General features: G+C 69.0%; 19 protein-coding genes. 6 read left to right on the top strand and 13 right to left on the bottom strand.

The window, feature by feature from the left end; all coding sequences use genetic code 11:
* Nucleotides 1–59: 59 nt before the first annotated feature.
* On the bottom strand, nt 60–2273 hold the full coding sequence (locus Q0581_RS03065) for an RNA degradosome polyphosphate kinase (protein ID WP_298697501.1): 2214 nt from the start codon (nt 2271–2273) through the stop codon (nt 60–62).
* A gap of 59 nt (nt 2274–2332) precedes the next feature.
* Nucleotides 2333–2995 carry a chromosomal replication initiator DnaA gene (locus Q0581_RS03060; protein ID WP_298697500.1) on the bottom strand — a complete coding sequence of 221 codons (663 nt, stop codon included), beginning with the start codon at nt 2993–2995 and terminating at the stop codon, nt 2333–2335.
* Between the two features lie 211 nt (nt 2996–3206).
* Between Q0581_RS03060 and aspS the strand changes: the two genes are divergently transcribed.
* Complete coding sequence (aspS, locus tag Q0581_RS03055) at nt 3207–5039, top strand: aspartate--tRNA ligase (RefSeq protein ID WP_298697498.1); 1833 nt, start codon at nt 3207–3209, stop codon at nt 5037–5039.
* Nucleotides 5040–5048: 9 nt separating this feature from the next.
* Here the strand turns inward: aspS and Q0581_RS03050 are convergent, their stop codons facing one another.
* The 3 genes from Q0581_RS03050 to Q0581_RS03040 all read right to left on the bottom strand — a co-directional run bounded on the left by Q0581_RS03050 (nt 5049) and on the right by Q0581_RS03040 (nt 9353).
* Nucleotides 5049–5969, bottom strand: coding sequence for a pentapeptide repeat-containing protein (locus Q0581_RS03050; RefSeq protein ID WP_298697496.1), 921 nt, complete (start codon nt 5967–5969; stop codon nt 5049–5051).
* 62 nt (nt 5970–6031) lie between these two features.
* Nucleotides 6032–6526: a pentapeptide repeat-containing protein gene (locus Q0581_RS03045; protein WP_298697494.1), complete on the bottom strand. Its 495-nt coding sequence runs from the start codon at nt 6524–6526 to the stop codon at nt 6032–6034.
* Between the two features lie 73 nt (nt 6527–6599).
* Nucleotides 6600–9353: a TSCPD domain-containing protein gene (locus Q0581_RS03040; protein ID WP_298697493.1), complete on the bottom strand. Its 2754-nt coding sequence runs from the start codon at nt 9351–9353 to the stop codon at nt 6600–6602.
* A 218-nt stretch (nt 9354–9571) separates the two neighbouring features.
* Here Q0581_RS03040 and Q0581_RS03035 point away from each other — a divergent pair, with 218 nt between their 5' ends.
* Nucleotides 9572–9964, top strand: a complete 393-nt coding sequence (locus Q0581_RS03035) for an NADH:ubiquinone oxidoreductase subunit NDUFA12 (protein ID WP_298697492.1) — start codon at nt 9572–9574, stop codon at nt 9962–9964.
* Nucleotides 9961–10644: a DUF2155 domain-containing protein gene (locus Q0581_RS03030; protein ID WP_298697491.1), complete on the top strand. Its 684-nt coding sequence runs from the start codon at nt 9961–9963 to the stop codon at nt 10642–10644. The genes Q0581_RS03035 and Q0581_RS03030 overlap by 4 nt, the downstream gene beginning before the upstream one ends.
* Here the strand turns inward: Q0581_RS03030 and aat are convergent.
* The 4 genes from aat to Q0581_RS03010 are packed head-to-tail and all read right to left on the bottom strand — an operon-like array spanning nt 10611 to nt 13664.
* Nucleotides 10611–11336 carry a leucyl/phenylalanyl-tRNA--protein transferase gene (aat, locus tag Q0581_RS03025; protein WP_298697490.1) on the bottom strand — a complete coding sequence of 242 codons (726 nt, stop codon included), beginning with the start codon at nt 11334–11336 and terminating at the stop codon, nt 10611–10613. The genes Q0581_RS03030 and aat overlap by 34 nt on opposite strands.
* Entirely contained in the window at nt 11309–12658 is a 1350-nt protein-coding gene (accC, locus tag Q0581_RS03020; protein WP_298697488.1) for an acetyl-CoA carboxylase biotin carboxylase subunit, read from the bottom strand. The genes aat and accC overlap by 28 nt, the downstream gene beginning before the upstream one ends.
* A gap of 5 nt (nt 12659–12663) precedes the next feature.
* Nucleotides 12664–13167 carry an acetyl-CoA carboxylase biotin carboxyl carrier protein gene (gene accB / locus Q0581_RS03015; RefSeq protein WP_298697486.1) on the bottom strand — a complete coding sequence of 168 codons (504 nt, stop codon included), beginning with the start codon at nt 13165–13167 and terminating at the stop codon, nt 12664–12666.
* A 44-nt stretch (nt 13168–13211) separates the two neighbouring features.
* Complete coding sequence (locus tag Q0581_RS03010; protein WP_298697484.1) at nt 13212–13664, bottom strand: type II 3-dehydroquinate dehydratase; 453 nt, start codon at nt 13662–13664, stop codon at nt 13212–13214.
* A gap of 100 nt (nt 13665–13764) precedes the next feature.
* On the opposite strand from Q0581_RS03010, the gene thiS reads away from it, so the two are divergent.
* Complete coding sequence (gene thiS, locus Q0581_RS03005) at nt 13765–13962, top strand: sulfur carrier protein ThiS (protein WP_298697482.1); 198 nt, start codon at nt 13765–13767, stop codon at nt 13960–13962.
* A gap of 9 nt (nt 13963–13971) precedes the next feature.
* Here the strand turns inward: thiS and Q0581_RS03000 are convergent, their stop codons facing one another.
* Nucleotides 13972–14328, bottom strand: a complete 357-nt coding sequence (locus tag Q0581_RS03000) for a hypothetical protein (protein WP_298697480.1) — start codon at nt 14326–14328, stop codon at nt 13972–13974.
* A gap of 125 nt (nt 14329–14453) precedes the next feature.
* Between Q0581_RS03000 and Q0581_RS02995 the strand changes: the two genes are divergently transcribed.
* Together Q0581_RS02995 and Q0581_RS02990 are read left to right on the top strand one after the other, a co-directional pair.
* Nucleotides 14454–15233 (top strand): thiazole synthase, encoded by a 780-nt coding sequence (locus Q0581_RS02995; protein WP_298697479.1) that lies wholly within the window; start codon nt 14454–14456, stop codon nt 15231–15233.
* Nucleotides 15234–15284: 51 nt separating this feature from the next.
* Nucleotides 15285–16988, top strand: coding sequence for a hypothetical protein (locus tag Q0581_RS02990; RefSeq protein WP_298697477.1), 1704 nt, complete (start codon nt 15285–15287; stop codon nt 16986–16988).
* 1 nt (nt 16989) lies between these two features.
* Here Q0581_RS02990 and Q0581_RS02985 read toward each other — a convergent pair whose 3' ends face one another.
* The 3 genes from Q0581_RS02985 to Q0581_RS02975 form a co-directional block, all read right to left on the bottom strand.
* Nucleotides 16990–17790 carry a thioredoxin domain-containing protein gene (locus tag Q0581_RS02985; protein WP_298697475.1) on the bottom strand — a complete coding sequence of 267 codons (801 nt, stop codon included), beginning with the start codon at nt 17788–17790 and terminating at the stop codon, nt 16990–16992.
* Between the two features lie 22 nt (nt 17791–17812).
* Complete coding sequence (locus tag Q0581_RS02980) at nt 17813–19237, bottom strand: M48 family metalloprotease (RefSeq protein WP_298697473.1); 1425 nt, start codon at nt 19235–19237, stop codon at nt 17813–17815.
* A 94-nt stretch (nt 19238–19331) separates the two neighbouring features.
* Nucleotides 19332–21959 (bottom strand): ribonuclease E/G, encoded by a 2628-nt coding sequence (locus tag Q0581_RS02975; RefSeq protein ID WP_298697472.1) that lies wholly within the window; start codon nt 21957–21959, stop codon nt 19332–19334.
* Between the last annotated feature and the right edge of the window lie 296 nt (nt 21960–22255).

Genomic DNA, 22255 nt, shown 5'->3' with positions numbered 1-22255 from the left:
CACCGAGTTGGAGCCGATGTCGATGACCGCGACCTCACGCGGGGGCTGGGAAAGGGGCGTCACGGCCGCTCGTACCGCAGGCGGGCGGGCCGGGTCTTCACCTTGCGCCCGCGCCCCGACAGGCTGGGGTTGGTCATGAAATAGCGGTGGGCCGAGAAGGGCCGTTCCGGGTCCACCGGCGCGATGCGGCGATAGCTTCCGTCCGGCGACAGGGCCCAGGACTGGGCGTCATCCTTCAGGTTGGCGACCATGATCTGATCCAGCACCTGATCGTGTACCGTGGCGTTCAGCACCGGGGTCATCAGTTCGACGCGGCGATCCAGGTTGCGGGGCATCCAGTCGGCCGAGGAAATATAGACCTTGGCCTTGTCGTGCGGCAGGTCGTGGCCGTTGGCGAAACAGACGATGCGGCTGTGCTCCAGGAAGCGGCCGACGATCGACTTGACGCGGATGTTCTCGGACAGGCCCGTCACCCCCGGTCGCAGGCAGCAGACGCCGCGGATCACCAGATCGATCCGCACGCCCCACTGGCTGGCGCGATAAAGGGCGTCGATGATCTCCGGGTCGACCAGACTGTTCATCTTGGCCCAGATGGCGGCGGGCTTGCCCTGGGTCGCCGCGCTCATCTCCTTGCCGATCAGGTCCAGCAGCGTCCGCTTCATGTTCAGCGGCGAGACGACCAGGGCTTCCAGATCGTCGGGCGGCGCATAGCCGGTGATGTAGTTGAACACCCGCGTCGCATCGCGCGACAGGGCCGTATCGGTCGAGAACAGGCTGAGGTCCGTGTAGATGCGCGCCGTCACCGGGTGATAGTTGCCGGTGCCGAAGTGACAATAGGTGCGCAGGCCCTCGCCCTCGCGCCGCACCACCACCGAGACCTTGGCGTGGGTCTTGTAGGCCACGAAGCCGAACACGACGTGGACGCCCGCCCGCTCCATCGCCCGCGCCCAGCGCAGATTGGCCTCTTCGTCGAACCGGGCCTTGATCTCGACCAGGGCGGTGACGTTCTTGCCGTTCTCGGCCGCCTCGATCAGGGCGGCGACGATGGGGCTGTCTTTCGACGTGCGATACAGCGTCTGCTTGATGGCGATGACGTTGGGGTCGCGCGCGGCCTGGCGCAGGAACTGGACCACCACGTCGAAACTCTCGAACGGATGGTGGATCAGCATGTCCTTTTCGCGGATGGCGGCGAAGACGTCGCCCGACTGGTCGCGCACCCGCTCGGGGAAGCGTGGCTCGAAGGCCGGGAATTTCAGGTCGGGATGGCCGTCGCGGATCAGCTCGTCCAGCTGGGCCAGACCCAGCATGCCGTTGACCAGCACCACATCCTGGGGCGCCGCCTCCAACTGGTCGATGATGAAGGCGCGCAGATCGTCGGGCATGGACGCCTCGATCTTGATGCGCACGACCGAACCCAGGCGCCGCTGCTTCAGCGCCTCTTCGAACTCCAGAACCAGATCCTCGGCTTCTTCCTCGACCTCGATATCGCTGTCGCGGATCAGGCGGAACACGCCCTTGTCCATGACCTCGAAGCCGGGAAACAGATGGTCGATGAACAGCAGCAGCAGGGTTTCCAGCGTGACATAACGCTTGCGCCCCGGCCGCGACCGGCCATCCCCCGTCAGCCGCCAGAAGCGCCGCACCTGGGTCGGCACGGGCACCAGGGCGTATTGCACCCGCCCGTCCTTGATCCGCCGCAGTCGCAACGCCAGCGAGAAGCTGAGGTTCGGCAGGAAGGGGAAGGGGTGGGCCGGATCGACCGCCAGCGGCGTCAGAACCGCGAACAGCTGCGTCAGGAATTCCGGCTCCAGCCGCTCGCGCTCGGTGCGTGTGACCTTGGCGATGTCGACCACCTCCATGCCCGCCGTCGTCGCCAGTTCGCGGCGCAGCCTGCCCCAGCGGCCCTGCTGTTCGGCCATCAGGGCGCCGGCGGCGGCGTTGACCTTCTCCAGCGCCTCGGCCGGGGTTAGGCCGTCGGGCGAGACGACCCGCACCCGTTCGCGCACCTGACCCTTCAGGCCGGCGACGCGGGTCATGTAGAATTCGTCCAGATTGTTGGCCGAGATCGACAGGAACCGCAGCCGCTCCAGCAGCGGATGGTTCGGATTGCCCGCTTCCTCCAGCACCCGCGCATTGAAGGCCAGCCACGACAGCTCGCGATTGAAGAAGCGCGAGGGCGATTCCATCAGCGCCGGATCGGGCGTCGCCTGGGTCGCCCGCGACGACGGCATTTCCTCGCCGGTGGAGGCGTCCTTGATGGGGGTGTCGCTCATGCGTCGGTTCTGCCGCCTTGATGCGACACGGGCAAGACGGATGCGGCGAACCGCGCGCGTCAGCCGGGATCGTTCAGCAGCAGACGCGCCGTCGCGCGCGTCGCCGGCCGCGGGTCGGCATGCAGCCGGTCCACGATATCCGCCGCCGCCTGGGCCGAACGGTCGATCCGCCGCAGCAGATAGGCGATCAGATCGTCGGACGGGGTGATGGCGCGCTGGGCGAACCGGCCGCGCAGCATGGCCTCCAGAACCGCATCGTCCGGCGTCTCGATGGCCAGGGCCGGCGTGGCGTCCAGCCGGGATCGCAGATCGGGCAGGGCGGCACGCCAGTTCGCCGGCGGCGTCTGCGCAACCAGCAGCAAGGCTCCGCCCGGCGCCCGCGCCAGGTTGAACAGGTGAAACAGGGTCTCGTCGTCGGCGTCCTGGGCGTCGTCCAGCAGGACGGGGCGGCCCTCCAGCTCCAGCGGATCGATCAGGGCCGCCTCGGCGCCGTGCAGGGGAACCGCCCCGGTGCGCTCGGCCCAGCGGGCGGCCAGGCGGCTCTTGCCACAGCCGGGGGGGCCATACAGGGCCAGAACCGGAACCAGGCCGTCGGGCCAGCCGTCCAGCCGTTCGGCGGCGGCGCGGTTGCTGTCGCCGATCACCAGATCCTGGGCGCGCACGCCGTCTTCGGCCTGCAAAGGCAGGCGCATCTGGGGTGGCGGGGGACGACGCACGGTCATGCAAGGGGCCATAGCAGCAGCAGACTGTCCGAAAACGAAACATCCATCCAATCCGGTGGACAAGCCCACGTAGGTGTTCAAAACCTGACCGAACCGCGCGTCAGGACCAGGACGAGGCCCGCCAGCCTTGACTTTCCGGGGCGATGATGCGCCCTTCCGCCCCTCCCAATTCCCGCCGTTCCGCACGGCCGTTTGCAGACGATTTCCGACCATGCACGCCTATCGCACCCACACCTGCGGCGCCCTTCGTTCGACCGATGCTGGGGCCAATGTCCGGCTTTCGGGCTGGGTGCACCGCAAACGCGACCACGGCGGCCTGCTGTTCATCGACCTGCGCGACCACTACGGCCTGACGCAGTTGGTCTTTCACCCCGAGACGCCAGGCTTTGACGTGGTCGAGCGCCTGCGCGCCGAAAGCGTGATCAAGATCGACGGCGAGGTGGTCCTGCGCGAAGGGTCGACCGTCAACGCCAACCTGCCGACCGGCGAAGTCGAGGTGCGGGTCCAGTCGGTCGAGGTGCTGTCCGAGGCCGCCGAACTGCCGCTGCCGGTGTTCGGAGAGCCGGAATACCCCGAGGACATCCGCCTGAAGCACCGCTATCTGGACCTGCGTCGCGAGACGCTGCACCGGAACATCGTGCTGCGCTCGCGCGTGATCGATTCGATCCGCAAGCGGATGGTGGCCCAGGGCTTCCTGGAATATCAGACGCCAATCCTGACGGCCTCCAGCCCCGAGGGCGCGCGCGACTTCCTGGTGCCGTCACGCATGCATCCGGGCAAATTCTATGCGCTGCCCCAGGCGCCGCAGCAGTTCAAGCAGCTGCTGATGGTCTCGGGCTTCGACCGCTATTTCCAGATCGCGCCGTGCTTCCGCGACGAAGACCTGCGCGCCGACCGTTCGCTGGAGTTCTATCAGCTGGACGTGGAGATGAGCTTCGTCACGCAGGAAGACGTCTTCGCCGCCATCGAACCGGTCATGCATGGCGTGTTCGAGGAGTTCGCGGACGGCAAGCCGGTCTCGCCCATCGACGGGACGCACACCTTCATCAACGACTTTGGCGACCGCTTCGAGCACAAGGGCTTCGAGCGCCTGACCTACGCCCAGTCGATGGCCTGGTATGGCACCGACAAGCCGGACCTGCGCAACCCGATCAAGATGCAGGTGGTGTCGGACCATTTCCGCGACGGCGGTTTCGGCCTGTTCGCCAAGATTCTGGGCGCCGACGACAAGAACGCCGTCTGGGCGATCCCGGCCCCGACCGGCGGGTCGCGCGCCTTCTGCGACCGCATGAACAGCTGGGCCCAGGGCGAGGGCCAGCCGGGCCTGGGCTATATCTTCTGGTCCGACGACCAGGGCGCCTGGGGCGGCCCCATCGCCAAGAACCTGGGTCAGGAGCCGACCGAGGCCCTGATGACGTCGCTGGGCCTGGGCCAGGGCGATGCGGCCTTCTTCGTCGCCGGCCTGCCGTCGGCGTTCGCCAAATTCGCCGGCCTGGCCCGCACCCGCGTGGCCACCGAGCTGAAGCTGGTGGATGAAGACCAGTTCCGCTTCTGCTGGATCGTCGACTTCCCGATGTTCGAGTGGTCAGAGGAAGAGAAGAAGGTCGATTTCAGCCACAACCCCTTCTCGATGCCGCAAGGCGGGCTGGAGGCCCTGGAGACCCAGGACCCGCTGACCATCCGCGCCTATCAGTATGACATCGTCTGCAACGGCTATGAGCTGTGCTCGGGCGCCATTCGGAACCACAAGGCCGAGATCATGCTGAAGGCCTTCGATATCGCCGGATACGACGCCTCGGTGGTCGAGGAGCAGTTCGGCGGCATGCTGAACGCCTTCCGCTATGGCGCGCCGCCGCACGGCGGCCTGGCGCCCGGCATCGACCGCATCGTCATGCTGCTGGCCAACCAGACCGCGATCCGCGAGGTCATCGCCTTCCCGCTGAACCAGCAGGGCCAGGATCTGCTGATGAACGCCCCGGCCGAGGCCGAGGAGCGTCAGCTGAAGGAATTGTCGATCCGTCAGGCTCTGCCGCTGAAGGGCTGAGCCAGCGCCTTATCGGTCGCGCGTGGCGATCGCATAGGGCGGGGCGGGCGGAACCGGCGGGGTCGGCGGCGCCGCGATGATCCGCAGCCGGGTGGTGGTGCACGACCGCACGGTCATGCGGCCCGGCAAGCGGGTCGCGCCGTCGCCGCAGGCGCGGCTGACCTGATTCTGGGTCAGGCCGCGGACTCGCGACAGGTTCACGCCGCGGATGTCGGCCCGGTCCAGGTCGGCGCCCGAAAAGTTCGCCAGGTCGAAACGGGCGCCGGTCAGTCGCGCGCCGGTCAGATCGGCCTCGCGGAAATCGGCGTTGGTGAAGTCGCCCGAGGCCAGGTTGGCGCCGCTCAGGTCCGCATCGCGGAATTTCGCGCCGGTGGCCCGCACATTGGCCAGGGTGGCGCCAAACAGCTCGCTGTCGTTGAAATCAGCGCGCACCAGATTGGCGCCGTTGAAATTGACCCCGCCGAACTCGGCGTCCGACAGGTCGGCCTCCTGCATGTTGGCGCGCACGAAGACGGCGCCCTGGGCCTCGGCGCCCGACAGGTCGGCGCGCTGGAACACGGTGGAGGAGAAGTTGGCGCCCACCAGACTGACGCCGCGCAGATCCGCGCGGGTGAAGTCGCTGCCGGTGAAGTTCGAGGCCACCAGTTCGGCGCCGCGCAGATTGGCGCCCACCAGGGTGGCGTTGATGAAGGTGGCCCCGGTGAAGGTGGCACCGTTCAGGTTTCGACCCGACAGCTCGCAGCGATTGCACGACCCGCCCAGCGAGACCATGCGCGCGACGTCGCGTTCCTGAATCTGAATGTCGGGCAGGAAGGGCGCCAGGATGATGCTGTCGGCTGCGGCCGGGGTCGCGGCGGCGCCGGCCATCAGGGCCAGGGCCGGCGCGGCGGCGCGAAACAGACGGGTCGTGGTGCGGGCGAGCGTCTTCACATACTGAAGATGACCCTGTCGGTTCGTAAAGACCACTTAAATCGCCGTAAGGATCGCGGTCGTCAGCAGGCCGGAATGCGCAGGCCGGCGGGCAGAGCCGTGGCCTCGTCGCCGCAGGCCCGGTTCAGTCGCGCCTGGGTCAGGCCGGTCGCGCGCATCAGCTGCGCCCCCGACAGATTGACGCCGTCCAGGGTCGCGCCCCCGAACGCCGCCCCTTCCAGATAGGCCCCCACGAAACTGGCGTTGGTCAGGTTGGCGCCGCTGAAGTCTGCACCGGAAAAGACGCCGCCGTAGGCTTCGACATCGCGCAGGTCGGCGTTGCGGAAGCGGGCGCGGTTCATCACCGCCAGGCTGAGATCCGACTGGCGCAGACGCGCGCCGGTCAGGTTCAGGCCGCGTGCCTCCAGGCCCGAAAAATCCCCCTGAAACAGATTGCAGCCGGGGCAGGACGCGCCGCCGCGCACGCGGGCGATCTGGCCCGCATTCTGGGCCAGGGCCGGGCCGGCCGTCACGGTCGCCAGGGCGGCGACGGCCAGGATTCGGGACAGGGTGCGCATCAGGCGGGGCTCCGACCGGAACGGACAGGCGATCACCCTAATCGCAAAGCCGTTAACCGAGCCCTGCAAAGGGTCAGCCGTTGGCGCCTTCCGGCATCGACGGCGCCGCGCCGCAGGTGTCGCAGATCCAGTCTCCCCCGCGCTGTTGCAGGGCGAAGTCGCCGCAGGCCGGGCAGGCGACGGCTTCGGTGGCCTCGACCTGCGCTGTGGGGTTCGCGTCCGCGCGTTTTCCGAACGGCAGCACCACCAGATTGTCGGGCGCCGCGCCGCGGGCGAACCCCTTGGAGATGAAGCGGGCGGCGGGCACGGCCTCGGCCTGATCCGGTTCGCCTTCCAGCGCCCCCATCCCCTTGGCGGCCAGGGGGTCGGCGTCGGCGTTGGCCAGTTCGTGCCGGTCCAGATAGCTGACGCCCAGTTCGCGGAAGATATAGTCCAGGATCGAGGTGGCGGACTTGATGGAATCGTTGCCCGTCACCCGCCCGGCCGGTTCGAACCGGGTGAAGACGAAGGCGTCGACGAACTCGTCCAGCGGCACGCCGTATTGCAGGCCGATGCTGATGGCGATGGCGAAATTGTTCATCAGGCTGCGGAAGGCGGCGCCTTCCTTGTGCATGTCGATGAAGATCTCGCCCAGCTCGCCGTCGTCGTATTCGCCGGTGTGGATATAGACCTTGTGCCCGCCCACGGCCGCCTTCTGGATATAGCCCTTGCGGCGGTCGGGCAATTTGCGGCGCGTGCGGTCGCGTTCGACCACGCGCTCGACCACGGCGGGCGCTTCGGTGGGCTGCACCGTCTCGGTGCGGCGCGTCGGCAGGTCGTCGATCTCGGGGATATGCAGCAGCGGCCCCGGCGGCGGCGCGGCGCGTTTCATCGCCACGGCTCTGCATCCGTCGCGCGCGGACTGGCCCAGCCGCCGCGCGGCCTGCGCCGCCGTTTCGCGCCACGGCAGGGCGACCGGCGTCAGGTCGGGCAGATCGCTGAACGGCGCGATGGCGGCGCGCAGGGCGGCCTCGAACCCCGCAGGATCGCCCAGGGGGCCGCGCAGGGCCGCAGGGGCGTCGGGCCAGTCGGCCAGGTCGCCATGACCGAACACATACGCCTCGGCCTGCATCACGGCGTCCGGCGCCAGACCCAGCCGCCCCAACAGCGACCCATCGGCCTCCGGATCGACGCCCAGGACGTCGCGAATGAAGCCGGCGTCCAGAACCGGCGCGGCGAAGGCCTGATCCAGCCGGTCGACATGCCGCAGTGCACGCTCGACCGCTTCCAGCTCCACATCGGTGAAGCCCAGGCCGCGCAGGATTGCATGATCCAGGCCCGGCGCCTCGACCAGAGTCCCGTGCCCCAACAGCCACCGCTCGGCCGAGGCGGGATCGCCGCCCTGCATCGCCACGGCGCGCGCCACGACCGGGTTCAGCCGGCGAACCGCCTCGCCATCCGCGGTCTGCCAGAGGTCCAGCACCCGAAGATCGCCGCGCCCCAGGCGCAGGGCCGTCTCGGCGTCATCGACGAACAGGCCGATGGCGGCGTGGCGCAAGGCCGCCGCCTTTTGCGACAGCAGGGCGCGCGCCCGCTCGGCGGCGGCGTGCGGTGACCGGCCCGCCAGATCGGCGCGCTGGCCCGCGCGTTCGGCGTTCAGGGCCGCATCGGCCTCAAGCGCCGGTTTCAGGGTCTGGGCCAGTTCGGCCGAGGCGGCGCGGGCGGAGGCGGCGGTCAGGGCGGCGAGGGCGGCGACGTGGGCGGGCGCCGCTTCGCCATCGGCCAGGCACAGATCGCCCAGACCCGCCAGGCCCAGGCTGATCGGCCGCACGGCCCAGCGACGGCGGGCGGCGGGCGCATCGACGGCCGGATCGCAGGCCAGGCTGATGTCCAGCGCCGTGGTCCACAGCCGGACCAGGGCTTCCAGCGCATCGTCGAATTCCGCCCCGGCCAAGGCGCTCAGGCGCGGCAGATCGATCAGGGCGTGGGCCGCAATGGCGGCGTCGGCGGCGGCCTCGGCGTCCACGGGGTCGAAGGCCACGATGGCGCAGCCGTCCAGCAGGCCGGCGGCGGCCAGCAGGGCCTGGCGCGCGCCCGAGGCCGCCAGATCGCGCGACGCCAGCAGAACCAGCGGCGGCGGATTGGGGGCGGACGCCGGTTCCACGGCCGGAACCTCGCCGTCCAGCGCCCTCAGGATGTCGGCGTCGCCGGCCCCGCACCGGCGGGCCTGGGCGGCGGCGCGGGCCAGGGCGGGGTTGCGCGCCGGATCGCCGCAATCGGCGGCCGGCCCCTCGCACCGGTCAACGGCGACGACCACGGCGTTCAGCGCCTGGGCGCGGGCGTCCAGCGCGGCCTGGGCGTCACGCAGGGCGCGGCGCCGGTTGATCAGGGCGTTCAGCCGGACCTCGGCGCCCGGCTCGTTCAGGTCCAGCACCGGCGCCAGTGGCGTCGCCTGGGCCGGATCGTCGGCGACAGGATGAATGCGTGGCCCGTCTGTCGGACCCGAAACGGGCGCGGCCAGACCCAAGATCACGCTGGCCTCCAGTTCGGCGCGGAAGGTCTCGGCGTTGCGGGCGTCGAACACGCCCACGGCCCGGCCCCAGGCCGCCAGTCGCGCGGCCCAGCCGGCGACGCCGCCGTTCAACGCCGCGGCCGGGTCATGGCGTGTCGCGGTTTCCAGCCGGGGCGGATCGCCGGGCAGGGCGTCGGCCCAGTCCAGCCACGCCTCGACCTGGGCGTCTGTCCATCCGGCGGGCGCCAGGGTCGTCACGACCTGCGTCGGCCGCTCGATGCGGCGCCGTTCCAGCGCGGGGGCGGGCAAGCGGGCGAAGCGGGGCGAAAAACGCATGGGCCTGTCTGATCTGTCGCCCAGGGGGCGGCTTGCCGTCAGGCTAGGCCGTTCATCCGGCGCGCGCCAATAGATGTTGCGGTTTGAGCTTGGGTTACCCCCAAGATATTGCCCGAAGGAAAGCGTGGGCGGCGCTGGACGGCGAGGCTTGCGGTTTCTATGATCGCGCTTGCGTCGCGCACCCTCGCGCGGCGGGATTTCGCGTGGGTGTGCCGGACGTGCTGAGCAAGATCTTCTCCTGGTGGAACGGCGCCACGATCGGCACCTTGTTCACCATCGCCAAGCGCGGCGCCTTGGTCGGGACCGACGCCTTCGGCAACCGCTATTACCAGTCGCGCGACAACGTCAGCTATGACGGGCGCAAGCGCCGCTGGGTGATCTACAATGGCTATGCCGAGGCCTCGAAGGTGCCGCCGGAATGGCACGGCTGGCTGCACTACACCCTGGACGAGCCGCCGACCGAGGTTCAGCTGCCGCGCAAGGCGTGGGAGACGGACTATACGCCCAATCTGACCGGCACCCCGATGGCCTGGCGTCCGCAAGGCTCGCTGGCCGCCGAGGCGCGCCGCCCCGCCGCCACCGGCGACTATCAGGCTTGGACCCCCGAATGAGGACGCGCCGCGCCCTGACGGCGGTTGCAGTCGGCGCCCTGCTGCTGACGGCCGGGGCCGTGGGCGCGGGCGCGCTGATGGATCTGCCGCAGGACGCGACGCCGGCCACGCCCGATCCCATTGGCGACATCCTGCGCGCCAATCCGACCCCGTCGCCGCAGCCGCCGGCCCAGGCGCCGGTCGAAACCGCGCCGGCGGGCGATCCGGCTCCGAACCGGCCCATCGTCATCACCCCGACCGATCCGGTGGCGGTGGCCCAGGTCGATGAAAAGGCCGCGGCCCTGGACGAGGACGAACCGGCGGCCGATGACGCCAAGGCGGACGAAAAGGCCGAAACGCCCGCTGCGCCGGGCCGTCGCCAGCGCCGCCCGGTCGCCGTCATCCAGGCCATCGACAAGATCACCGCCGAGACCATGCAGTTCGAAGTCCAGGTCGGCGGCCGCCCGGTGCGGTTCAACAAGTCGCTGATCTTCAGCGTCCGCGCCTGCGAAGTCTCGGCCGGGGACGAACAGACCGAAGACGCCATCGCCTATGTCGATGTGTCGCTGCAACCGCGCGGCGCGGCGCCGGGCACGGACCCGCGCCAGATCTTCCGCGGCTGGATGTTCGCCTCGTCGCCCAGCGTGAACGGGCTGCAGCACCCGATCTATGACGCCTGGGTGGTCGGCTGTAAGGGCTGAATCGCCGCCGTAACGGCCTGATCTCCGCTCAAGGACGCCCGCAGCCTCGCCTTGTCCGGCGTGAGCCGCATCGCCGCCTTCAGCAGGCGCAGATAGATCGACTGCGGCGTCTCCACCGCCCCGAACCCGGCCAGATGATCGGTCATGAACTGGGCGTCCAGCAGGGTCCAGCCGCACAGGCGCAGGCGGGCGACCAGATGCACCAGGGCGACCTTGGACGCATCCCGTTCGCGGCTGAACATGCTCTCACCGAAGAAGGCGCCGCCCAGCGTCACGCCATACAGGCCCCCGACCAGCCGTTCGTCCCGCCAGCATTCGATGGAATGGGCGAAACCGCGCGCGTGAAGCTGGGCGTACAGGCGCCGGATGGGATCGTTGATCCAGGTATCCTCGCGCCCCTGGGCCGCCTGGGCGCAGCCGGCCACCACGGCGTCGAAGGCGGTATCCACGCGGATGTCGAACGGTTCGGCCCGCACCGTGCGGCGCAGGCGGGCGGGGATGTGAAAGCGGTCCAGCGGGATGATCCCGCGCTGGTCCGGCTGGATGATGAAGACGCGCGGATCGTCGCGCGCCTCGCCCATCGGAAAGACGCCCGAGGCGTAGCAGGCCAGAAGATCGTCGGCGGTGAAGCCGTCAGCAGAGGCGGCGCTGAAGTCCGGCTCCGTCACTCGCCCTTCTGGCGCTTGGACCATTTCTCCAGCCAGTGGATGTCGTAATCGCCCGACAGGATGTCCGGCTCCTGCAACAGCTTCTGGAACAGCGGAATGGTCGTATCGACGCCGCCCACGACCATTTCGTTCAGGCTGCGGCGCAGGCGGGCGACGCATTCCTCGCGGTCGCGGCCATGCACGATCAGCTTGCCGATCAGGCTGTCGTAGAAGGGCGGGATCGAATAGCCGGCGTAGATGGCGCTATCCAGCCGCACGCCCAGGCCGCCGGGGGCGTGGAAGTCGGTGACCGTGCCGGGCGAGGGTGTGAAGGTCTCGGAATTCTCGGCGTTGACGCGCACCTCGATGGCGTGGCCCTCGAAATGGATGTCGGCCTGGGTGAACGACAGCGGCAGGCCCGCCGCGACCCGGATTTGTTCGCGCACCAGATCGACGCCGGTGATCATTTCGGTGACCGGGTGTTCGACCTGCAGGCGGGTGTTCATCTCGATGAAGAAGAACTCGCCGTCCTCCCACAGGAACTCGATTGTGCCGACGCCCAGATAGCCGATGGCGGCGATCGCCTTGTTGACCGTCTCGCCGATCTTCTTGCGGCCTTCGGCGGACAGGGCGGGCGAGGGGGCCTCTTCCAGCACCTTCTGGTGGCGGCGTTGCAGCGAGCAGTCGCGCTCGCCCAGGTGCACCACATTGCCGTGGCTGTCGGCGATGACCTGGATCTCGATATGGCGCGGCTTCTGCAGATAGCGCTCCATATAGACGGCGCCGTTGCCGAAGGCGGCCTTGGCCTCGGACTGGGCGGTCTGGACGGCCTCGACCAGATCGTCGCGCGTCATGGCCACCTTCATGCCGCGCCCGCCGCCGCCGGCCGCCGCCTTGACGATCAGGGGGAAGCCGATGGATTTGGACGCTTCGATGGCCGCCTCGACCGTCTCGACCTCGCCGTCAGAGCCGGGGACCACGGGAATGCCCGCCTCCATCACCGTCTTCTTGGCGGTGATCTTGTCGCCCATGACGCGGATATGTTCGGCCGTCGGGCCGATGAAGGTCATGCCGTGGGCAGCGATGATCTCGGCGAAGCGGGCGTTTTCCGACAGGAAGCCATAGCCGGGGTGGATCGCCTGGGCGCCGGTGATCTCGGCCGCCGCGATGATCGAGGGGATGTTCAGATAGGACTTGGCCGCCGGCGCCGGGCCGATGCAGACGCTTTCGTCCGCCAGGCGCACCCACATGGCGCCGCGATCCGCCTCGGAATGCACGGCGACGGTCGAAATGCCCATCTCCTTGCAGGCGCGATGGACCCGCAGGGCGATCTCGCCGCGGTTGGCGATCAGGACCTTGGTGAACATGGCGATCAGGCTTCCAGCACGACCAGGGCCTCGCCGAACTCGACGGGCTGGGCGTCGCCGACCAGGATTTCCGCCACCACGCCGTCACGCGGCGACTGGATGGGGTTCATGGTCTTCATGGCTTCGACGATCAGCAGGGTCTGGCCCTTCTTGACCTTGTCGCCACGCTTGATGAAGGCCGGCGCCTCGGGCGAGGCCTGCAGATAGGCGGTGCCGACCATGGGCGATTTCACCTCTTCGCCATTGCGGGCGACGATGGTGGCCGGATCAGACGGCATCGACAGCGGCGCGGCGGCCGGAGCGGGCGCAGCCGCCGGGGCCGGCGCGGCGGCGTACTGGACCGGCGCGGGGGCGGCGAACAGTTCGCGCGCCACGCGGATGCGCAGTTCGTCGCGTTCGACCTCGATCTCGGTCAGGTCGGTTTCCTTCAGGATCTCGGCCAGCTGGCGCACCAGGGCGGTGTCGATTTCCTGCGACGGTTCGTTCTTGATCTTCTTGTCGTCGGCCATGGGACTTCGGAGCCTCGTCTTCTAATCTATGGGATCGAACGGCGTCAGGCCGCCGCCCGTTCCTGTGCCAGTTTCAGAGCAGACCGGACGGCGGCTGCATAGCCCTGTGCGCCCTGGCCCGTGATGATGTCGTCGGCCGCCAGCGACACATAGGAGTGGTGGCGGAAGGCCTCGCGGGTCGACGGATCGGACAGATGGCATTCCACGACGGGAATGTTCAGCGTCTTCAGCGCGTCCAGCAGGGCGATGGAGGTGTGGCCATAGGCGGCCGGATTGATCACCAGCGCCTGGGCCTGGGTGCGGGCCTCCTGCACCCAGTCGATCAGCACGCCTTCGTGATTGGTCTGGCGGAACACCACCTGGGCGGCTCCGGCGGCGTCTTCGCACAGGGCCCGCACGTCATCCAGGGTCTGCGCCCCATAGATTTCAGGCTCGCGCACCCCAAGCAGGTTGAGGTTGGGGCCGTTCAGGACGTACAGGACGGGGGCTTCGGGCATTCGCTCGAGATGATGGCGCCGACCGGGCGGATTCGGATCGGCCTTTTAGCTGAGGTGACACGGTAATCAAACCGCGCGCCGGAAAGAGTGACGTAGCGTCATGCGCATCCAGGTCAACGGTGAACGGCACGAGACACAGGCGCAGACCGTGTCGGCCCTGGTCGCCGAACTGGGCCTGGACATCCGCAAGGTGGCGGTCGAGCGCAATCTGGAGATCGTGCCCAAGAGCCTGCACAACGCCACGCCGGTGGCAGAGGGCGACCGGTTCGAGGTGGTGCAATTCGTCGGTGGCGGGTGACGCCGGAGGTTAGACCGCCGGAGTTTCGGGCATGGGGGTCGGTCGCCCCTCGACGCAGACCTGACCGATGCGGCGCGAGACGTCGCGGTCGCCTTCTTGTCTGGCGATACGGCGAGCTTCATTGCATTGCCCCTGAGCCACCAGCGGCGCCAGGCGTTCGATCAGATCGGCGCGTTCAGAGGACTGGCCGCCGTTGCGTTCCCGCTCCATGAGCTCATTGGTCAGCTTGTCCTGCATGTTGCTGCCTTGACCCAGGCGCGCGTTGTATTCGGGCATGCGGGGCGGACTGGGGTTCCCGGGAACCTGGGCTGCGGCGACGCTGGAGACCAGCAGGGCGGAAACCGAGCAAAGGGCGATCAGGCGCATGGGGCAGCTCCTAAGATAACTATGAAACGCTACTCCAAAATTGCAGATTGGCAAGCGCCACGCGATGGCTTGCAGACTCACGCACAGGGGTTTCCTCCGCGTCCGTCACAGCCTAAATCCCGAGCATGACCCGCACCACCGACACCTGGACCGTCGCCGGTCGCACCTTCACCTCGCGCCTGATCGTGGGCACCGGCAAATACGCCGACTACGCCCAGAACGCCGCGGCGGCCGAGGCGGCGGGGGCCGAGATCGTGACCGTGGCCCTGCGCCGGGTGAATCTGAGCGACCCCAGCCAGCCGATGCTGGTGGACCATGTGCGGCCCGACCGGTTCACCTTCCTGCCCAACACCGCGGGCTGCTTCACGGGCGAGGATGCCGTGCGGACCCTGCGTCTGGCGCGCGAGGCGGGGGGATGGGGTCTGGTCAAGCTGGAGGTGCTGTCGGACACGGCGCACCTGTATCCCGACATGGTCGAGACGCTGCGGGCGCTGGACCTGCTGGTCAAGGACGGCTTCGACGTCATGGTCTATTGCACCGACGATGTGGTCATGGCCAAGCGACTGGAAGACGCTGGCGCGGCCGCCATCATGCCGGCCGCGAGCCCGATCGGCTCGGGCCTGGGCATCCAGAACCGCGTCAACATCCGTCTGATCGTCGAACAGGCCAGGGTGCCGGTGCTGGTCGACGCCGGGGTCGGCACGGCCTCGGACGCGGCCATCGCCATGGAACTGGGCTGTGACGCGGTGATCGCCAACACCGCCATCGCGGCGGCGAAAGACCCCATCGGCATGGCGCGGGCCATGAAGCACGCCGTCATCGCGGGGCGCGAGGCCTATCTGGCGGGCCGGATGCCGAAACGCATGTACGCCAGCGCGTCTTCACCGCTGAACGGCCTGATCTAACGCTTTGATTTCAGCGCTGGTCAGGCGAAGGTGGGGCCGGGAGGCTTCATCATGCGCAAGACCCTGCTGGCGTTCAGCGCCCTGGCCCTGAGTGTCGCGGCGCCGGCCGCCGTGGCTGACGCCACCGCCGATGCGGCCTTGCTGGAGATGATCCAGAACCCGCCCATCTGCGGCGAAGGCGGCTCGGCCGACAGCCGCGACCCGGCGGCGGACATGGTCATGGTCGACGGCTTCGGGACCGGCGGCTTCCTGATCGACACGGAAAACCCCCAAACCCAGGCCTGGTTCGATCATGGGGTCAAGCTGCGCTGGGCGTTCGAGCATTCGGAATCGGTGCGCGCCTTCCGCAAGGCGCAACTGCTGGACCCCAACTGCGCCATGTGCGTCTGGGGCGAGGCCTGGGCCATCGGGCCGAACCTGAACGGCGGCGACAATGACGACCGCTCCCTGACCATCGCGCGGGACCAGGCCAAGAAGGCCCGCCGTATGGCCCGCAACGCCACGCCGATGCAGCGCCAGCTGATCGACGCCCTGATCCAGCGCTATTCGGGCAAGACCAGCAGCCGGTCCTTGCGCTTCGCCCGCGCCATGGACCGGATCGCCACGGCCAACCCCGACGATGTGACGGTGGCGGCCATCACCTCGGACGCCTGGATGCTGAAGGCCGACAACTGGTGGACGCCTGAGGGCGAGGCTGCCGACCCCGGCATCATCCGCGCCATGGGTCTGCTGGAGCACGCCTTGGGCGTGAACCCCGACGATCCGGGGGCCATCCACCTGTATATCCATCTGACCGAATGGTCGGACGACCCGCACAAGGCCATTCCGTATGGCGAACGGCTGGCGGCCCTGGCGCCGGGGGCCAGCCATCTGGTGCACATGCCGTCGCACACCTTCTATCGCGTGGGCCGCTACAAGGACGCCATGCGGTCCAACGTCAACGCCGTGGCGCTGGATCGTCGCTATGACCAGCTGGCGCGGCCGCCGGGCGGGGTGCCGGGCATGCCGCTGCATGGGCATAACATCCATTTCGGCATGGGCGGCGCCCTGATGGCCGGCGGCGCCCAGGACGGCGAAGCCCTGGCCGACTGGTTCCTGAGCACCTTCCCGGACATCCCGGCCCAGAACGTCTGGCGCCAGGCCATGGCCCACAACGCCTATGCGATTTACGGCCGCTATGCCGACGACGCCAAGGTGGAGGGCCTGGCCGAACCAGAGGCGGCGCGGCCCATGCTGCGTATCTCGTGGCGTTATGCGCGGGGCGAGGCGGCGGCGCGGCGGGGCGATGCGGCCGCCGTGCGGGCCGAGGCCGAGGCGATCAAAGCCCTGCGTGGAGCCATGACGCCGCTGCAGGGGCGGATGAACACCATGCGCGGCGACTTCACCGAAATCTCGCAGCGCATCCTGGAAGGCCGCGCCGCCATGCTGGAAGGCAATGGAGACGCCGCAATCGCCGCCTTCACCCGCGCCGCCCAGATCCAGGCGGGGGAACGGGGGCAGGAGGGCGGCGACCCGCCGATGATCTGGTATCCGACGCGGCGCAGCCTGGCGGCGGCCATGCTGATGAACGGCGACGCCGCCGGCGCGCGGGCCAAGGTGCTGGAGCTGCTGGAAGACTGGCCCAGCGACCCCTACAGCCTGTTCGTGCTGGCCGAGGCGGAGACCGCCCTTGGCAATGCAGACGCCGCCGCCGACGCGCGTCGCCGCGCGGGCGTCGAATGGATCGGCGGGGCGATGGACCTGAAGCTGGCCTGAGTTACCGGCTGGCGGGCGGCGGCGCCGTCTTCGCCGCCTCGATCATGCGGTTGATCTCGGCCGGGTCGATGCTGGCCGAGGTCTTGCCGTTGACGAAGAAGGTGGGGGTGCCGGTCAGGCGCAGGGCGCTGGCGGTCGTGTGGATGTCGGTCAGGTGGCGCGACGTCGTGGGCGCATTGATCGTCGCCTGGGCCTGGGCCAGATCGACGCCATTGGCGGCCAGGATGCGCTGGATCGCCGCCTCGTCCACCGCCGGTTCGCGCATCAGGGCCTCATAGACGGCCAGATATTTGCCCTGCTGGTGCGCGGCCAGGGCGGCGCGGGCGGCCAGTTGCGACATCGGCTCGCTGCCTGGACGATCCAGGATGGGCCAGTCCTTGAACACGAACCGCACCTCGGGGTGCGACCGCATCATCTGCAGGAACTGGGGCGTCACCGCCTTGCAGCCCGGGCAACGGAAGTCGAAAAATTCGATGACCGTCACCTTGGCGTCGGCGGGGCCGAAGGCGGGGTCGCGCGCATCGACGGCCAGCAGAGACGGATTGGCGGCGGCGGCGGTGTTGATCGCCTCGACCCGCTGGCGGTCCTCATTGGCCTGGCGCGCCTGGACCATCTGATCCAGGATTTCGGGGTGGTTCAGCAGATAGGCCCGCACCCGACCGTCCATCCCGCCCAGCCACAGGCCCGCCGACAGAGCCAGGGCCGCCGCCGAAACCCCCAGCGACACGACGCCCAGGCGGGGGTCCGTCAGCCAGTGGCGCGAACGGGCAGGCGAGGGCGGCAGGCCGGAATCGTCGGTCATCGATGTCTCTAGGGTACGGGCTTTAAGGTACGGGGCGGAATTCGGGGGTGTTGTTGTTGCGGCGCTGCTGGCGGCGTTCCAGGTCGTCCAGATCGTCCTGGGTAGCGCCCGAGGCGAAGACGATATCCAGGGCGCGCCGGTATTCGGCCGAATTCTGGGGCAACAGATCACGGGCGCGCAGGGCGAACTGGGTCGCCTGCTGGCTGTTGCGGGCCGCGAAATACATTTCGGCCGAGGCCAGGCGGGCCTCGCCCTCCTTGCCCTGACGGTCATAGGCCTGGCCCAGCAGGCGCCAGGCCATGGTGTTGTCGTTCTCCATGGCGGCGGCGCGCTTCAACTGATCGACAGCGGCGTCCAGATTGTCGGCGTCGCCGCTTTCCAGCAGGGCGTGGGCCAGATTGACCCGCAGCAGCGGGGCGTCGGGCTTCAGTTCGACGGCGCGCTGATGGGCGCCGATGGCCTCGGTCGGCCGCCCTTCCTCGAACAGGATCTGCCCGCGCAGTTCCCACAGATAGGGGTTCTGCGGATCGCCCTCCATCAGGGCGTCGACGGCGGTCAGCGCCCGGTCGGTCTGGCCGTCGCGATACCAGGCGATGGCCCGCGCATAACGGGCGGGCAGGCTGTCGTCGGTTTCGGGATACTCGCGGAACACCGCATTGGGGTGGTCCATGAAGCCGTGGATCTTGGCCAGAACCAGGGCGTGCTGGGCCATGCGTTCGGGGCTGTCGGCGCTGCTATAGTGGGCCGAGGCTTCGGCCGGGCGGCGCAGGGCCTCGATCCGTTGCGACGACAGCGGGTGGCTGCGGAAATAGGGATAGCGCCGCGCCTCGGAGAAGACCTCCTGAGAGCGGAAATTCTCGAAGAACTCCACCAGCCCCCGGCCGGATTCCCCGGCCCGATCCAGCGCGCGCAAGGCCGAGACATCGGCCTCGCCTTCCTGGGCCTGCATGTATTTCAAGGCGCCGATGGTGCCGAAGAACTGGCTGGAGCTGATCAAGGCCGCGCCCGCATCCGGCGCGCCGGCGGCGATGGCCAGGGCGCCCAGGGCCATCGACATCCAGAAGGGCTGGGCGCCGGCCGCCTGGGCCCCGTCGCGCAGGGTGTGCCGGTTCTTGATGTGCCCCGCTTCGTGGGCGATCACGCCCAGCAGCTGATTGGGCGACTGTGTGCGCAGGATCAGTCCGGTGTTGACGCCCATGATCCGCCCGCGCGTGGCGAAGGCGTTCAGGCTGGCGTCATTGACCAGCAGCAGTTCGACATCCTCGGGATTCAGCCCCATGGCCACGAAGACTGGGTCGGACCATTCGCGGATGATGCCTTCGATCTCGGTGTCGCGAATGATGCTCTGGGCCGAAGCCGGGGCGGGCAGGGCCAGCGTCAGAGCCAACGCCGCCGACGCCAGAACCGGCGCGATCCAGCGGGTGCGGATGGCGGACAGCCAGGACATGGCGAACTCCTCTGCGACGGCCCCCGCCCCCTGCGAACCCTGAACCTGGGGCGTCAATAAGGCTTTCGCCAGATCGACGCCCCGGGCAAGGCGTTTAGCGGCGTCCCCACCAGCCGCGCTTGGGCTTGGCGGGCGGTGCGGCGATCTGGGCCGGATCGTCGGCGATGATCGACGCCAGATCGGCCTCGGGCGTCGGCGGCGGCGTGGGTTCGGCCAGGACGGCGGGTGTGGGTTCCGGCTCGGCCTCGGGTTCCGGCGCCGGCTCAGGCGCCGGTTCAGGTTCTGGCGCGACGTCCAGCACCGCCGGCTCGCCCTCGGTCTCGACCTCGTTCGGCTCGACCGTGGCGGGGAAGTCGGACTCGTTGGTGGCCGACGACGACGCCTTGCGGCGCACGCGGCGGCGCTTGGGTTCGGCCGGAGCGGCGGCCTCTTCGGCGGCGATCTCGGCGTCGGGGATCATGACCGCCGGGGGCGTGTCGGGCGATCCGTCCGGCGGCATGCCTTCGCTGGTGGCGCGGGCCTCGACCTTGACCTCGTGGGTCAGACCGCCGCGACCGCGGCCACGACGCCGCCGGCGACGGCCGCGGCCTTCGCCCTCGCCGCCGATCTCGCCATCGGGACGTTCGCCCACCGGCTCCTCGACATCGCGCGCGGGCGCGGCGGCGTCGGAGGTCGTGCGTTCGGGACGTTCCGAGTTCAGCGGGTCGAACCAGACATAGGGGTCATCCAGCGACGGCGTGCGGGCGCGAACCCAGCCGTAGACGTCGCGGTCGCCGTCTTCGCGCACGCGGCGACCGCCCCGGCGGCCCCGGCGGCGACGGCGGCCGGCCTCGGAATCGTCATCGTCCTCGGCGGCGACGGGCGGCGCCTCGTCGCGGTCTTCGCGATCATCACCGCGTCCGCCGCGGCGGCGACGGCGGCGGCCGCGACCTTCGCCCTCGGCGCGCTCCAGACGTTCGCGCGGTTCGTCGTCGTCGCCGTCTTCACGGTCCAGATCGTCGTCGTCGTCGATGATCTCGTCGTCGTCGGCGTCGTCTTCCTCGGACCAGGCGGAATCGTCATAGCCGTCGTCGATCTCGGCCAGGTCGGCGCCGGTCTCGGGCGGGGTGAAGTCCTCGTTGGTTTCGGTGCGGTCCAGGTTGTGCTCGCCCTGGGCCAGGCTGTCGTCGATCTGGATGACGACATTCAGGCCGCGCCGTTCCAGCAGGCGCTGCAGATAATCGCGCTTGTGGTTCAGGATATACAGGGCCACCGCCGTGCACAGGCGCAGGGTGACCGAACCGGCCCCGTTCTTGCCCGCCTCGATATCGACGGCGCGCAGGGTCATCAGGGCCGCGCTCTCGGCCGAGCGGATGCGGCCGGCGCCCTGGCAGTGCGGACAGACCTCGGTGGCGCCCTCGATCACGCCCAGGCGGCGGCGCTGGCGGCTGATCTCCATCAGGCCGAAGCCCGAGATGCGGCCCATCTGGATGCGCGCGCGGTCGCGGGCCAGGGCGTCCTTCAGCACCTTTTCGACGGCGCGGTTGTTCTTCGACTCCTCCATGTCGATGAAGTCGATGACGATCAGGCCGGCCAGGTCGCGCAGGCGCAGCTGGCGCGCCGCCTCGACGGCGGCCTCCATGTTCGTCTTGAAGGCCGTCTGCTCGACGTTCCGTTCCTTGGTGGCGCGGCCCGAGTTGACGTCGATGGCCACCAGGGCCTCGGTCTGGTTGATGACCAGATAGCCGCCGGATTTCAGCGACACGACCGGCTGGTGAATCTGGCCCAGCATCTCCTCGATGCCGTTGGCCGCGAACAGCGGGCGCGAGCTCTGGTACAGGTGGATCTTCTTGGCCTGGGACGGCATCAGCACGCGCATGAAATCGCGTGCCTGTTTGAAGCCTTCGACGCCTTCCACCTGGATGCCGTCGAACTCCTTGTCATACATGTCGCGCACGGCGCGGCGGACCAGGTTTTCTTCCTCGTAGATCACCGAGGGGGCGTGTGACCGCAGCGTCGTCTCGCGGATCGTCTCCCACAGGCGCAGCAGATATTCATAGTCGCGCTTGATCTCGGCCTTGGTGCGCTTGGCGCCGGCCGTGCGGATGATCAGGCCCATGCCCTTGGGCACGTTCAGGGCCGAGGCGGCGGCCTTCAGGCGCTTGCGGTCGGTGGCGCTGGTGATCTTGCGCGAAATGCCGCCGCCCTTGCCGGTGTTGGGCATCAGGACGCAGTAGCGGCCGGCCAGCGAAAGCCAGGTGGTCAGGGCCGCGCCCTTTCCGCCGCGCTCGTCCTTGACGACCTGAACCAGCAGGATCTGACGGCGCTTGATGACGTCCTGGATCTTGTAGCGCCGCATCAGGCGCCGCTTCAGGCGCTCCTCGTCGGCCAGCTTGGCTTCGGGATCGGCCTCGTCGTCGGTCGATTCACGGCCCAGATCGTCTTCGTGATCCTCGTCGCTGTCCGCCTCGGCCATGATGGCTTCGCGGTCGGCGACCGGGATCTGGTAATAATCCGGGTGGATTTCGTTGAAGGCCAGGAAGCCGTGGCGGTTGCCGCCGTATTCCACGAAGGCGGCCTGAAGGCTGGGCTCTACGCGGGTGACCTTGGCCAGATAGATGTTGCCGCGAAGCTGGCGCTTGGTTTTCGACTCGAAGTCGAATTCCTCAAGCTGGCGGCCGTCCACGATGGCGACGCGGGTTTCTTCCGCGTGCGCCGCATCGATAAGCATGGTCTTTGACATCAGAAGTCTCTCTCTGGCGCGCCAGGCCGGGCGGCCGAAGAGGATGTCTCCGGTCGTGGGCGGCTCGCCGAATGGGATGGGGGGCCGGCACGCGCGTCATCCCGCCGCCGATGGCGGCTGTGGCTCCAAGGAGCGCGATGGGAGCGCAGGCGATCAGGCCCATGGGTTTCAGTCTGGTTCTGGCCCCGTCCACGCGCGGTCGCGCCGTTTCGGAGGGCCGGTCGTCGAACCGTCGGGCGGGCCCGGTCGATTCTCGGATGGGTGAAAACGTCTTTGTCGCGAGGAGGGCGCGCCCA

Source organism: uncultured Brevundimonas sp. (assembly GCF_937863155.1).
Classification (GTDB): Bacteria; Pseudomonadota; Alphaproteobacteria; order Caulobacterales; family Caulobacteraceae; genus Brevundimonas.
This window is presented reverse-complemented; position numbering and strand designations above follow the sequence as displayed.